The sequence below is a fragment of the Pseudomonas sp. Seg1 genome, assembly GCF_018326005.1.
Lineage (GTDB): Bacteria > Pseudomonadota > Gammaproteobacteria > Pseudomonadales > Pseudomonadaceae > Aquipseudomonas.
The window spans coordinates 5367860-5380987 of record NZ_AP021903.1 but is presented as its reverse complement, the minus strand read 5'-3'; the positions used below and the strand labels follow the sequence as shown (position 1 = coordinate 5380987).

11 protein-coding genes and 2 pseudogenes are annotated in these 13128 nt (G+C 57.9%); 8 read left to right on the top strand and 5 right to left on the bottom strand.

The features are described from left to right. Position 1: 1 nt before the first annotated feature. The 7 genes from KI231_RS24075 to KI231_RS24045 all read left to right on the top strand — a co-directional run bounded on the left by KI231_RS24075 (position 2) and on the right by KI231_RS24045 (position 6968). On the top strand, positions 2-511 hold the full coding sequence (locus KI231_RS24075) for a disulfide bond formation protein B (protein ID WP_025109264.1): 510 nt from the start codon (positions 2-4) through the stop codon (positions 509-511). An 824-nt stretch (positions 512-1335) separates the two neighbouring features. Next, on the top strand, positions 1336-2277 hold the full coding sequence (cyoA, locus tag KI231_RS24070; RefSeq protein ID WP_007916947.1) for a ubiquinol oxidase subunit II: 942 nt from the start codon (positions 1336-1338) through the stop codon (positions 2275-2277). Between the two features lie 3 nt (positions 2278-2280). After that, on the top strand, positions 2281-4311 hold the full coding sequence (cyoB, locus tag KI231_RS24065) for a cytochrome o ubiquinol oxidase subunit I (RefSeq protein ID WP_103304511.1): 2031 nt from the start codon (positions 2281-2283) through the stop codon (positions 4309-4311). Between the two features lie 3 nt (positions 4312-4314). Next, positions 4315-4938 carry a cytochrome o ubiquinol oxidase subunit III gene (gene cyoC / locus KI231_RS24060; protein ID WP_042560958.1) on the top strand — a complete coding sequence of 208 codons (624 nt, stop codon included), beginning with the start codon at positions 4315-4317 and terminating at the stop codon, positions 4936-4938. Next, positions 4938-5273 (top strand): cytochrome o ubiquinol oxidase subunit IV, encoded by a 336-nt coding sequence (gene cyoD / locus KI231_RS24055; protein ID WP_103304512.1) that lies wholly within the window; start codon positions 4938-4940, stop codon positions 5271-5273. Before cyoC ends, cyoD begins: the two co-directional genes overlap by 1 nt. A gap of 11 nt (positions 5274-5284) precedes the next feature. After that, positions 5285-6172 carry a heme o synthase gene (cyoE, locus tag KI231_RS24050; protein WP_103304513.1) on the top strand — a complete coding sequence of 296 codons (888 nt, stop codon included), beginning with the start codon at positions 5285-5287 and terminating at the stop codon, positions 6170-6172. A gap of 304 nt (positions 6173-6476) precedes the next feature. Continuing rightward, a complete protein-coding gene (locus KI231_RS24045; protein ID WP_103304514.1) occupies positions 6477-6968 on the top strand; it encodes a RidA family protein in 492 nt (163 codons plus the stop codon). A 69-nt stretch (positions 6969-7037) separates the two neighbouring features. Here the strand turns inward: KI231_RS24045 and KI231_RS24040 are convergent, their stop codons facing one another. The 4 genes and pseudogenes from KI231_RS24040 to KI231_RS24025 form a co-directional block, all read right to left on the bottom strand. Then, positions 7038-7739, bottom strand: coding sequence for a hypothetical protein (locus tag KI231_RS24040; RefSeq protein ID WP_103304515.1), 702 nt, complete (start codon positions 7737-7739; stop codon positions 7038-7040). 134 nt (positions 7740-7873) lie between these two features. After that, positions 7874-8392, bottom strand: a pseudogene (locus tag KI231_RS24035) (DUF6622 family protein); the annotation flags it as partial. A 54-nt stretch (positions 8393-8446) separates the two neighbouring features. Beyond that, a pseudogene (locus tag KI231_RS24030) lies at positions 8447-8850 on the bottom strand (GNAT family N-acetyltransferase). A 43-nt stretch (positions 8851-8893) separates the two neighbouring features. Then, positions 8894-9799 (bottom strand): LysR family transcriptional regulator, encoded by a 906-nt coding sequence (locus KI231_RS24025; protein ID WP_213026527.1) that lies wholly within the window; start codon positions 9797-9799, stop codon positions 8894-8896. 102 nt (positions 9800-9901) lie between these two features. On the opposite strand from KI231_RS24025, the gene KI231_RS24020 reads away from it, so the two are divergent. Continuing rightward, the gene (locus tag KI231_RS24020; RefSeq protein WP_213026526.1) at positions 9902-11074 is read left to right on the top strand and encodes an aspartate aminotransferase family protein; all 1173 of its coding nucleotides are present in this window, start codon (positions 9902-9904) and stop codon (positions 11072-11074) included. Between the two features lie 123 nt (positions 11075-11197). Here the strand turns inward: KI231_RS24020 and KI231_RS24015 are convergent, their stop codons facing one another. Next, on the bottom strand, positions 11198-13117 hold the full coding sequence (locus KI231_RS24015; RefSeq protein WP_213026525.1) for an alkaline phosphatase D family protein: 1920 nt from the start codon (positions 13115-13117) through the stop codon (positions 11198-11200). Positions 13118-13128 lie beyond the last annotated feature (11 nt).

Genomic DNA, 13128 nt, shown 5'->3' with positions numbered 1-13128 from the left:
GATGAGCGAGGAAACGATTCGATTGGGACGTGAGCGGCGCTTTCTGGTGCTGCTGGGCATTATCTGCCTGGCATTGATCGGTGGCGCGCTGTACATGCAGATCGTGCTCGGCGAGGCGCCGTGCCCACTGTGCATCTTGCAGCGTTATGCATTGCTGCTGATCGCGCTGTTCGCCTTCATTGGCGCGGCCATGCGCACGCGGCGCAGCATCACCGTGTTTGAAGTGCTGGTGGTGATTTGTGCGATAGCCGGGGCCGGTGTGGCCGGGCATCACGTGTACACCCAGTTCTATCCGGCGGTGAGCTGCGGCATCGATGTGTTGCAGCCGATTGTCGATGATCTGCCGCTGGCGAAGATCTTCCCGCTGGGCTTCCAGGTCGACGGTTTCTGCTCGACGCCGTACCCGCCGATCCTCGGCCTGTCGTTGGCGCAATGGGCACTGGTGGCATTTGTATTGGTGGTGATCCTGGTGCCGCTGTTGACCTCGCGTAACCGAAAAGCACTGCGCTGAATCAACTATTCGGCGCATTGGCCGATACAGAAAACGCCTCGATTTGCGTATCAGCAAATCGGGGCGTTTTGCATTTCAGAGTGTTTGTGAAAACACCGTGACGAACGGCAAGGGAGGGTGTGACAGGTGTGCGACATGTTGTCACACACGCCGTGTCGCAGGTCTCTTCAGTGACGCGGATTGGTGTGCTGTTACAAAAAAGGATTGGTCTGTTTCGGTGTTTTTGCGCTTTTGCACGCGAGTGCCAGATCAGGCAGTTTTAACAAGACCTGGCAGATGGCCAAAAGCCTTGGGGTATCGGGCTTTGCGCTGATCGGGCCAGCAGAAAATGCCCTCAGAGCTGTCTGAATTGAGGCGGGTACACCTACAAAATTTGGTGTTTTTGTTGAGAATCGATTTCGATAACATGCGGCACTTTTGCAAAAATGGCGATGGATTGTTGCTCGAACGGATAAAAATTATTTCGGGATAAGACATGGTGTATAGGGCGCTACCTATCTACAATCGCCCGCACTGAATTCCCGGCACTGTTCAGCCTTTATTAAGGAGCGAGCAGGAAGTCGGGTGTCGAGCAAGTCGTGAGGCTTTCAAGACACCCAGGTGTCGGTGCCTTCCAACTTTCCGCACCAAATGGAATTGGTCTGTAACAAGGCCTTTGACCACGAATTCGAATAAGAACTGACCGCTGTCCCAGGTTTTGTCGAGCGTCTGACGCGCGACGGGCGGCCCTTATTCAATCCAAAGAAAATGCCAACCCTTGGCAGGGTGAAGTGTTGGCGATCAAAACCCAACTGCATTGCGCAAGCTGCTTTAGAGGTCGTGAGATGAGTAAAAACAGGTACCCCAGATTACTAGGCCTAGTGCCGCTGCTCGGCACGTTGTTGCTGGGAGGCTGCAACATGACCTTGCTCAATCCAACGGGCCAGGTCGGCCTGGAACAGCGCAACCTGATCATCACCGCCACGCTGCTGATGCTGTTGGTCGTTGTGCCGGTTATCGTCATGACCTTCCTGTTCGCCTGGAAATACCGCGCGTCGAACAAGAACGCTGTCTACACCCCGAAATGGTCGCACTCGACCAAAATCGAAGTGGCAGTCTGGACCATCCCGGTCCTGATCATCATTGCCCTGGGTTACATCACCTACATCTCGACCCACGAACTGGACCCTTATCGTCCGATTCAATCCGACGTCAAGCCTGTGACCATCGAAGTGGTCGCGCTGGACTGGAAGTGGCTGTTCATCTACCCGGAACAAGGCATCGCCACGGTCAACAAGATCGTGTTCCCGGCGCACACGCCAATCAACTTCAAGATCACCTCTGACGCTGTGATGAACTCGTTCTTCATCCCGGGTCTGGGCGGCCAGATCTACGCGATGGCGGGCATGCAGACCAAGCTGCACCTGATCGCTGACCGCAACGCTGAAATGGACGGTATCTCCGCCAACTACAGCGGCGCGGGTTTCACCGGCATGAAGTTCAAAGCTATCTCCACCACTCAGGAAGATTTCGACGCCTGGGTAAGTGAAGTCAAGAAGTCACCTAAACAGCTTGATCAAGCTGAATACGCAGCCCTTGCCAAGCCAAGCCAGAACAACCCAGTCGAGCTCTACTCCTCGGTCACGCCGAACCAGTTCCAGATCATCGTCGACAAGTACGAAGGTATGAAGCCGGGCAAGCCGCTGAAGCACGAGAAGAAAGAGAAAGAAGTGGCGGCCACGGAAATTGACTCGAGTTCGCATTCAGCTGCCGGGGCAGAGGAGTAAACGATGTTTGGTAAATTAAGTTGGGAAGCAGTCCCATTCCACGAGCCGATCGTGATGGTGACCATCGCCATGATCGCCCTCGGTGGTCTGGCGCTGTTCGCTGCAATCACCTACTTCAAGAAGTGGACTTACTTGTGGACCGAGTGGCTGACGTCGGTCGACCACAAGAAAATCGGCGTGATGTACATCATCGTCGCCATGGTCATGCTGCTGCGCGGTTTTGCCGACGCCATCATGATGCGTACCCAGTTGGCCATGGCCACCGAGGGTTCGCCTGGCTACCTGCCACCTGAACACTATGACCAGATCTTCACCGCTCACGGTGTGATCATGATCATCTTCATGGCGATGCCATTCTTCACCGGCCTGATGAACCTTGCAGTGCCGCTGCAGATCGGCGCGCGTGACGTTGCGTTCCCGTTCCTGAACTCCCTGAGCTTCTGGCTGCTGGTGTCCGGCGTTGTGCTGATCAACCTGTCCCTGGGCGTCGGCGAATTCGCCAAGACCGGTTGGGTTGCTTATCCACCGCTGTCGGGTCTGCAATACAGCCCTGGCGTGGGGATGGACTACTACATCTGGGCGCTACAGCTATCCGGGTTGGGTACGACGCTAACGGGGGTCAACTTCCTCGCGACCGTGCTGAAAATGCGTACCCCTGGCATGAAACTGATGGACATGCCGATCTTCACCTGGACCTGCACCTGGGCAAACGTTCTGATCGTGGCTTCGTTCCCGATCCTGACCGCTACTCTGGCACTGCTGACCCTTGACCGTTACATGGATTTCCACATTTTCACCAATGAACTTGGTGGCAATCCAATGATGTACGTCAACCTGTTCTGGGCCTGGGGCCACCCTGAGGTTTACATCCTGATCCTGCCGGCATTCGGCATCTTCTCGGAAGTGATCTCGGCGTTCACCGGCAAGAAACTGTTCGGCCACCACTCGATGATCTACGCCTCGGGCGCGATCTCGGTACTGGGCTTCATGGTTTGGCTGCACCACTTCTTCACCATGGGTTCGGGTGCGAGCGTCAACGCCTTCTTCGGTCTGGCGACGATGCTGATTTCCATCCCGACGGGTGTGAAGCTATTCAACTGGCTGTTCACCATCTACCAGGGCCGTCTGCGCTTCACCAGCCAGGTGATGTGGACGCTTGGCTTCATGGTGACCTTCGCCATCGGCGGCATGACCGGCGTACTGCTGGCCATCCCGGGTGCTGACTTCGTTCTGCACAACAGCCTGTTCGTGATCGCGCACTTCCACAACGTGATCATCGGCGGTGCGGTATTCGGTTACATCGCAGGTTTCGCGTTCTACTTCCCGAAAGCGTTCGGCTTCAAGCTGCACGAAGGCTGGGGTAAAGCAGCGTTCTGGTTCTGGATCTCGGGCTTCTTCGTCGCGTTCATGCCGCTCTATGCACTGGGCTTCATGGGCATGACCCGTCGTCTGAACGCCACCACCAACCCTGAGTGGGTACCGTACCTGTACGTTGCCATGTTCGGTGCGGTGATGATCGCTGTCGGTATCGCCTGCCAGCTGATCCAGCTGTACGTGTCGGTGCGTGACCGCAACAAGCCAGAGAACGTTTGCGATCACGGTGACCCGTGGAATGCACACACTCTGGAATGGTCGACCTCGTCGCCACCTCCGTTCTACAACTTCGCTGTGCTGCCTAAGGCTGACTGCATCGACCCGTTCACCGAAGCCAAGGAAAACGGTACCGCGTACCAGCGTCCGGCCAAGTACGAGCCGATCCACATGCCGAACAACACCGCCACTGGCGTAGTGATGGGCGCACTGTTGACCGTGTTCGGTTTCGCGATGATCTGGCACATCTGGTGGTTGGCGATCGCCAGCCTGGCCGGCACTGTCATCTACTTCGTGATCCACGCTGCACGTGACGACCAGGGCTATATGGTTCCGGTTGAAACGATCGAGCGCATCGAAGCCGAGCAGCACAAGCGTCTGGTCGCGGCAGGGAAAATCCCGGCCGGTGCCACCCGTGTTGAAACCTCGTTGGAACAGGCTTAAACCATGTCGAATTTAGTGACCAATGCCGGACACGCCCATGGTGAACATGGGCACGATGACCATCACCACGATTCGGGCGAGATGACCGTATACGGTTTCTGGCTCTACCTGATGACCGACTGCATTCTGTTTGCGTCGATCTTCGCGGTGTACGCAGTACTGGTAAACAACGTAGCCGGTGGCCCGTCGGGCCACGACATCTTCGAACTGCCATACGTGCTGGGCGAAACTGCTCTGCTGTTGTTCAGTTCGATCACCTACGGCTTCGCCATGCTGGCGTTGTACAAAGGTAAAAAGCAGCAGGTTCTGGGCTGGTTGTTCATGACCTTCCTGCTCGGCGCAGGCTTTATCGCCATGGAGATCAACGAGTTCCACCTGCTGATCTCCGAGGGCTTCGGTCCTAGCCGTTCGGGCTTCCTGTCCGCGTTCTTCACCCTGGTCGGTACCCACGGTCTGCACGTGTCTGCGGGTCTGATCTGGATGGGCATCATGATGTACCAGGTCAACAAGCACGGCCTGACGGCGACCAACAAGACCCGTCTGAGCTGCCTGAGCCTGTTCTGGCACTTCCTGGACGTGGTGTGGATCTGCGTATTCACCGTTGTTTACCTGATGGGGACTCTGTAATGGCTAATGCACACTCCCATGACAGCCATGATGCTGGCCACGGCAGCGTAAAGTCGTACGCCATCGGCTTCATCCTGTCGGTGATCCTGACCGTCATCCCGTTCGGTCTGGTGATGTACCCGAGCCTGCCGAAGGCCACCACACTGGCAATCGTCCTGCTGTTCGCAGTGATCCAGGTGATCGTTCACCTGTATTACTTCCTGCACCTGGACCGTTCGGTGGCTCAGCGTAACAACGTGATCGCGTTCGTCTTCACGGCCATCGTGATCCTGCTGCTGGTTGGCCTGTCGTTGTGGATCATGTTCAGCATCCACACGTTCATGATGGCGAAGTGAGGTAAGACCCGATGTCGCTCAAGCACTTTATCCAAATCACCAAACCGGGGATCATTTTCGGTAACGTGCTTTCTGTGGCAGGCGGGTTTTTCCTGGCCTCGAAAGGGCATGTCGATCTGGCGGTGTTTCTGGCTGCCATGATCGGTACATCCCTGGTTGTCGCCTCCGGTTGCGTGTTCAACAACTGCATCGACCGCGACATCGACCTGAAGATGGAACGCACCAAGAACCGGGTGCTGGTGCAGGGCTTGATCTCCCTGAAACTGGCCCTGGTCTACGCGACCATCCTTGGTGTTCTCGGCGTTGCATTGTTGTACAAGGTGGCCAACCCGTTGGCCGCCCTGTTCGCGGTAATCGGCTTCGTGATCTACGTCGGCTTCTACAGCCTGTACCTCAAGCGCAAGTCGGTTCACGGCACGCTGGTGGGCAGTCTGTCGGGCGCCATGCCGCCAGTGATCGGTTACGTCGCCGTAACCAACAGCTTCGACATGGCCGCGCTGACGTTGCTGGTGATGTTCAGCCTGTGGCAGATGCCGCATTCCTACGCCATCGCGATCTTCCGCTTCAACGATTACCTGGCCGCATCGATTCCGGTGCTGCCAGTGAAGCGCGGAATTGAAGTGGCCAAGAAGCACATCCTGCTCTACATCCTGGCGTTCCTCGTGGCGACCTTGATGCTGACCTTCAGCGGTTACGCCGGCATGAGCTACCTCGCCGTCGCCGCGGCCATGGGCATGTACTGGTTGTACATGGCCTGGACCGGCTACAAGGCAGTGGATGACACGGTCTGGGCACGTAAGCTGTTCGTGTTCTCGATCTTCACCATCACCGCCCTGAGCGTCATGATGTCCCTGGACTTCAAGGTGCCGAGCGAGCTACTGCTGACGTACGCGCCGTAAGGCTCAAAGGCTTGAAGAAAAACCCCGCACATTGAGAGATGTGCGGGGTTTTTTATTGGGTGAATCATGCTGAATCGAGGTGACGCCATCGCGAGCAGGCTCGCTCCCACAGGGGATTTGTGAACGACGCCAATCAAATGTGGGAGCAAGCCTGCTCGCGATGGCGTGCGCCGCCGATTTCGAAGGTTGCGGAGTACTTTCAAAAGACCTAGATTTGGATCCAGTGATAGCGCCATGCCATTCCCTCGGCGCTCAACTGTTCTACTCCGCGATATTTCACGCATCGATTCAGAGGCTGGGCGAAATGACTGAGAGGATGACCTGCGACGAGCGCTTCATTGCCCTGGCACAAGAGCTGAATTACGACATCTATGGCGAGAACACCGCCGGTGGCAATTACGCACCGTTGATCCGTCATCGCGATGAGTTGTACATCAGCGGCATGGTGCCGCGTACTCACGGCAAGATTCAGTACCCGGGTCGGGTGGGTCTGGAGTTGACCCTCAAGGATGCCCAGGCTGCTGCGAGCATCAGTGCGATGCGTTGCCTGGCGCTGATCGTCGATGCAGTCGGTTCGCTGGACAAGATCAAGGCGTTGCTACGGGTCACTGTGTACGTGAAGTCGACGCCGGACTTTGTTGACCTGAGCGAAGTGGCCAACGGTGCATCGGATGTTTTCAGCCATGTGCTCGGCGATGCCGGCCGGCACACGCGCACCACGGTCGGTGTGTATCAGTTGCCGAAGAACGCGGCGATCGAAGTCGACATGATTGCGGCATTGCACTCCGACGCATAACTCCCAAGCCGAAAACCAAAAAGCCCCGCCTGAATCTCAGTGCGGGGCTTTTTCGTCAGCGCCGAAATATTACTGAGCGGCGATGCTGTAGCCATCGAACGCGGTCTGCTGTTGCAGGGCGGTGATGATGTTCTTGCGGTTGATCGCGTGTTCGGTGCCGGCGTTGTCGAGGAAGGTTTCGCCCTCCAGCTCGGCTTCTTCGCCTTCACCGACGAAGGTGAAACCGAGGAACTCCAGCGCTTCGCGGTCAACGCTCAAGCGCGAACGTGGAGTGCGCAGCGGCAAGGTCACACTGGCGCCGTCCTTGCTGATGGTGAAGATTTCGAGTTCTTTCTTCTTGGCGGCCTTGCTCTTGCCGCCGCTCGGGTTGCTGATCGCCTGATGGGTCTGATTCAGCACTTTCAGCGCGAGACCGTAAACGATTTCCTGAAAAGCCGGATCGTCCTTGAAGCAGGACAGGATGCGGCCGATCGAGAATTTGCTGCTCAGGTCTTCAAGTGCGGCGATGTCGGCGGCTTCGGCGTCTTTCAGAGCCTTGAGTTCGCCCATCAGCTCATAGGCCTTGTCGTCATCGAAGCTGTCGTGGGCCTGACGGATCGCGGCGCGCAGCTCGCGAATCTGGTCGCTTTCGCGGTTCGACTGAAAAGCGTCGAGGACCATCTCGCTGATGATTTTGGCTTGTGGCAGGTGTTGTGAAAGATTGATGGAGTTTTCGTATTCCGCTTTGGACGATTCGGTAACGACGGATTCAGCGGTGTTGAAATCGGACATTGAAATTTCACTACTTTTTAACTTGAGTGGAGATGAGAAAGCACAGGGCTTTTTCAGGCCGACTAATTTAGGGGAGCGGGGCGGCGTTGTCACGGAGCAACGGGCTGGCGGTCGAGTTTTTTACCGCTGACTCATCAAGCACCCAGAGGCGGGCGTTGCGCCTGAAGCGTTCGTAGCAGCCAATAGAACTTAAGCGAGCGGGTGCTGATCAATCCGCAGACAAATCCCGACGCTACAGCCTTGAGCAACAACATGCCCGCTTCGGTAGTGCGGTCCGGGTGCACGTCATCCTGGTAGCCGAAGTAGTAGTTCACCGCAAAAAACAGCAGCAACAACACCAGTGCCTTCCAGGTCCCCGGCACGATTAATCCGGTTTCCGGGTCGTCGAGCTCTACGCCCTTGCGGGAAAAGATCAGCCATGCCGACAGGGCACCGAGGGTCAAAGCGATCAACCAGCCGCCCAGCGTCAAACCGGGATCAACCGACAGGTTCAGCGAAAGCAGCGACCAGACCAGCAGGACCAGCGGTGTCGACAGCAGCGAAAACCGGGTCTCGTGCTGAGGCTTGCGAGCCTTCAGGCCGAAATACACCATGATCAGAAAAACCACATAAACCCACAGTGGGGTGTTTTGCAAAATGGCGAGCATCGCGCAGCGTCCTTGCTGAAAAAAGAGGGGAGATCATAGCTGGTGTCATAGCGTTAAGGGTTACTTCAGTCGTGGGCGCTCCATCGCAATCAGCGACGTTTGAAAACCCAGGCGGGCAAAAAACGCCTCGGCGCCTTCACGGCCTGCGCGCAGCACCCAGGTGATGTCGGGGTTATCCCCATGACGTGCTCAACCAATGCCCGGCCAATGCCTTCGCGTCGATGCTGCCCGTCGACCACGACCATCGACAGATAACCGTTGGATAAACCATCGCTGATACCGCGGGCGAAACCTGCGATGCATGTGCCTTTGAGGGCAATGGCCGTGCGTTGGGAGTTGGCGATGAGCTGTGCAAAGTCTTCGCTTGAACCGGTTCGATGGCCCCATCCATGCTGACCGAGGAACACTCGCACTGATTCCACTTCGGCGGGCAACAGATCGCGTACGGTCAGGTAGTTGTTCATCGGTGGGTCGACTCCTTGTCGCGGACGTGGTGAGTTAGAGGAACTAGGATCTGCCCCATGCCTGCATCGCGAAATCGACGAAGCGCCGCAGCTTGGGCAGGCGATAACGATCCGGGGCATACAACAGGTGTAGAGGTCGGCTCGGGGGTTGGTAGTCGGGGATGACCGTCACCAGTCGGCCATCGCGCAAATCCTCTTCCACCAGGGCATCGGGCAGCATCACGATGCCCATGCCCGTACGTGCCGCCTGATGCAGGCCGGCGGAGCTGTTGATCAGCATCGGCCCGCTGACGTCGACCATGATTTCGCCGTCCGGGCCGCTGAGGCGCCAGCGCTTTTCCACCGATTGCCAGTCATCGCCGGTGGGGTAGGCAAAGGACAGGCAGTCATGCTGTTGCAGGTCTTGTGGCGTCAGCGGCATGCCTCGTCTTGCGACATACTCCCGCGCCGCGCAGACGGTCAGGGTGTAGTCGATCAGGGGCCGGGCTATCAAGTTGGACTGTTCGAAGTGACCCAGGCGGAAGGCGACGTCGAGGCCGCTTTCCAGCAGATCCGGGCGGCTATTGGTCAGTACCACGTCGAGTTTGACCTTCGGCCATTGCAGGGAAAATTCACTCAGCGCTGGCGCCAGGCGCTCAACGCCGAAGGTCAGAGGAGCGGTAATACGCAGGATGCCACGAGGCTCATCAAGGGCCTGCTCGGCGAGGCGTTCAGAGTCAGCCAACAGTCCCAGCACTTCGAGGCAGCGCTGGTAATAGACGCTGCCGAACTCGGTCAGTCGCTGGCGCCGCGTGGTGCGTTGCAGCAGTTGCACGCCGAGCCGTTGCTCCAGCGCGCGCAGGTGATTGCCTACCATCGTCGTCGACATGTCGCACTGCAACGCGGCCGCCGTCATGCTCCCCGATTCGACCACTTTGACGTAGACGCTCATCGACTGAAACAGGTCCATTATCAAGTCCGGCTTTTAAATGATTGAAGTTTTACCGAGTTTATCCAGTTCTGGTGGCTAACCATACTGCGAGCACACCGACCTTCACTGGAGTTTGAAGTCATGACCGCCGCGCTGATGAACACCTACCAACCGCTGGCCCTGAGTTTCACCAAAGGCTTGGGCACGCGCCTGTGGGATCAGGCCGGTCGCGAGTATCTGGACGCGGTCGCCGGGGTGGCGGTGACCAATGTCGGCCACTCGCACCCGCGCATCGTTTCGGCGATCAGCGAACAGGCGGGATTGCTGCTGCATACGTCCAATCTGTACAGCATCGATTGGCAGCAACAGTTGGCCAACCGGCTGACTGAGTTGTCGAGAATGGACAAGGCGTTCTTCAACAACTCCGGGGCCGAGGCCAACGAAACCGCTTTGAAGCTGGCGCGGTTGTACGGCTGGCGCAAGGGCGTCGAGCAGCCGCTGGTGGTGGTGATGGCCAACGCGTTTCATGGCCGCACACTCGGTACGTTGTCCGCCAGTGATGGGCCGGCGGTGCGCCTGGGTTTCAACGAATTGCCGGGGGATTTCGTCAAAGTGCCGTTCGGTGATCTCGCTGCACTGGACCATGTTCAACGCAAACACGGTGAGCGGATCGTCGCGATTCTGGTGGAACCGATTCAGGGGGAAAGTGGTGTGCAACTGGCACCGCCGGGTTATCTGAAAGCCTTGCGTGAACTATGCAACCGGCATGCGTGGCTGCTGATGCTTGACGAGATCCAGACCGGTATCGGCCGCACGGGCCAGTGGTTTGCGTTTCAGCATGAAGGCATTGTCCCGGATGTCATGACCCTGGCCAAAGGACTCGGCAATGGCGTGCCGATCGGTGCATGCCTGGCGCGGGGCAGGGCGGCGGATCTGTTCACGCCCGGCAGCCATGGCAGTACGTTTGGCGGTAATCCGCTGGCCTGTCGGGTGGGCTGCACGGTGCTGGAAATCATTAATGAGCAAGGCTTGCTGGAAAATGCGCGGATACAGGGTGAGCGCTTGCTGGCCCGGTTACGCGCAGAGCTGGTGGATAACCCGAATGTGCTGGCGATTCGTGGTCAGGGTTTGATGATCGGCATCGAGTTGAAACAGCCGATTCGTGACCTGACGCTGATCGCGGCGCGGGATCATGGGCTGCTGATCAACGTCACGCGCGGCAAGACCATACGGCTGCTGCCGCCGCTGACGATTGATGAGCGGGAGGTGGGGATGATTGTCAGAGGTGTGGTGCGGGCACTGACCGCGCATTGACGGCTTGCAAGTAGCACTGTAGGAGCGAGCCTGCTCGCGAAGGCGGCCTATCAGTCGGCATCTGTGCTGGATGATTGATCGCTTTCGCGAGCAGGCTCGCTTCCGCAATCACAGTGCAAGGTCTTAGTCCGGGTATTCCGACAAATCCGGCGCCAGCATCCGTGTCTTCGCCGCTCCATTGGAGTTGTGCTGAATGATCTCGCGTGGCTGGCCTTGCTCGTTGAAAAACACCTGACCGATCCCCGCTGAGTTCCACAGTCGTTCACCTGCCTCGGCATGTTCTGGTGTGTACGGCACGATGCGCATACGTCGACGTTTGGTCAGCCAGTTCAGTGGCGAGCGCGGTGAGTAGAGCCAGCGGTTGAGACGGTCGAACCACTCCAGCAGGGTTTTCGGAAACTCGTTCTTGATCCCGCTGCTGGTGATCTGCCAGATCCGTGGGCCGGCCTTGCGGTGTCGGATAAGTACTTCGTAGACGAAGGAATAATGCACATCACCGGACAGCACCACGTAGTTACCCGGCGTACGTGTGTGTCGGAAAATATTCAGGATCACCTGCGCGGCGCCACGATGGGCCATCCAGTTCTCGGCATCCACCAGCAGTGGGTAACCGCACCAGCTGAAGACCTTTTGCACCGTTTCAATCAGCTTCACACCAAAAATCGGCGCGGGCGAAACGATGATCGCCGACGGGTGATCGAGCAGCTCTTGCTGCAGTTCGCTCAAGGCTTCCCAGTCGAGCAGACCCGACGGTTGCTTGAGCGTCATTTCGCTGCGCCAGCGTCGGGTACGCGTGTCAAGCACGACCAGCGCCGGGCTGGTCGGCATCACGAAGTGCCAGTTCTGAAAGCACAGCAAGTCATCGATCAGTTCGTCCTGCACCGGGCTGTCGAGGTAATGGTCATCGCCACTGGCGGCCAGGCGTCGGGTTTTCTCCAGTACATCCTTGAAGGCATCCGGGTTATTGCCCCAGCCCTGGCACAGCATGTAGGCAATCAGCGCGTTGCCGATGATGCGCTTGGAGAACGGATGGCCGTAGGCCGTTTCCTCCCATTGCGCGGAAAGGTTCCAGTCATCGGTGATGTCGTGATCGTCGAAAATCATCAGGCTCGGCAGATGCGCCAGCACTCGGGCGACGTTGTCCAGTCCTGCCTTGAAGGCGTCGATCCGGGTCTGTTCGAGTGCATATCGCTTGAGGCGATCCGGCGTCAGTAGCGGAGGCTGCGGATTGATCAGTGTCCACGCAACCGGTGACCACACCAGCAAGTACATCGCCATGATTTCGGCAAACGTCACCAGGTGATTGTCGGCGCTGCTGCTGGTGAAAATCGGCTTACGCGCACCGCCGAAAAATCGCTCGCGCAACGTCTCGTTGCTCTCCAGAGCCGGTAACAAATCCGCACGGTGGTAGTAACTGGCCGGGTGTTGGTAGAGTTTCGCGCTGTCGCTGACCACGGCACCTTCGAGGTGTTCGTCGAGCAGGCCGAGGCGCTCGATCAAGGCATGGATCGCCCGCAGCATCGGGCCGGCAACGTCATCGGCGTAGACCTGATCGCCGCTCATCATCAACAGCGCCGGGCGTTGTTGCGGGTCGGTTTGCGCCGCCAGCAGTTGATCGACACACAGCAAACCATCCGCCGCCGGGTGATGCGGCTTGCGGCAGGAGCCGTGGAGCAACTGATCTATCCGGGAGCGCAGGACAAAGTTCGGGCGGGTGGTATCGGCATAAAGCAGGTGCGGCGCCCAATCGGCTATGCCTTTTTCGTCATCGATCAGCAAGTCGTAGTCGATAAAGGTGTCGAAGGGCAGGGCGCTATCGAGTGTGATATCGATGAGGTGAACAAACGCTCGACTGCCTACGGGAATGACTGTGCAATTCTCTACATCGAGCGGAATGTCTCCTACACCCTGCAAGCGCAAAGTCAGCGACAGAGGACGCGTACCGACCAGCCACATCACCAGTCGTGTCGGCTCCAGCCGTCGCAGCAGCGGGCCGGCCAAAACAGCAGGCAGGGAGTTCAGGTCATCAAGTGTTGGAGACATCCGGGTCAAAG

Coding starts and splice junctions, on each gene's coding strand:
- KI231_RS24015 (WP_213026525.1), bottom strand. CDS start 13,117: ATGTCTCCAACACTTGATGACCTGAACTCCCTGCCTGCTGTTTTGGCC.
- KI231_RS24075 (WP_025109264.1), top strand. CDS start 2: ATGAGCGAGGAAACGATTCGATTGGGACGTGAGCGGCGCTTTCTGGTG.
- cyoD (WP_103304512.1), top strand. CDS start 4,938: ATGGCTAATGCACACTCCCATGACAGCCATGATGCTGGCCACGGCAGC.
- cyoA (WP_007916947.1), top strand. CDS start 1,336: ATGAGTAAAAACAGGTACCCCAGATTACTAGGCCTAGTGCCGCTGCTC.
- cyoC (WP_042560958.1), top strand. CDS start 4,315: ATGTCGAATTTAGTGACCAATGCCGGACACGCCCATGGTGAACATGGG.
- KI231_RS24020 (WP_213026526.1), top strand. CDS start 9,902: ATGACCGCCGCGCTGATGAACACCTACCAACCGCTGGCCCTGAGTTTC.
- cyoB (WP_103304511.1), top strand. CDS start 2,281: ATGTTTGGTAAATTAAGTTGGGAAGCAGTCCCATTCCACGAGCCGATC.
- cyoE (WP_103304513.1), top strand. CDS start 5,285: ATGTCGCTCAAGCACTTTATCCAAATCACCAAACCGGGGATCATTTTC.
- KI231_RS24025 (WP_213026527.1), bottom strand. CDS start 9,799: ATGGACCTGTTTCAGTCGATGAGCGTCTACGTCAAAGTGGTCGAATCG.
- KI231_RS24045 (WP_103304514.1), top strand. CDS start 6,477: ATGACTGAGAGGATGACCTGCGACGAGCGCTTCATTGCCCTGGCACAA.
- KI231_RS24040 (WP_103304515.1), bottom strand. CDS start 7,739: ATGTCCGATTTCAACACCGCTGAATCCGTCGTTACCGAATCGTCCAAA.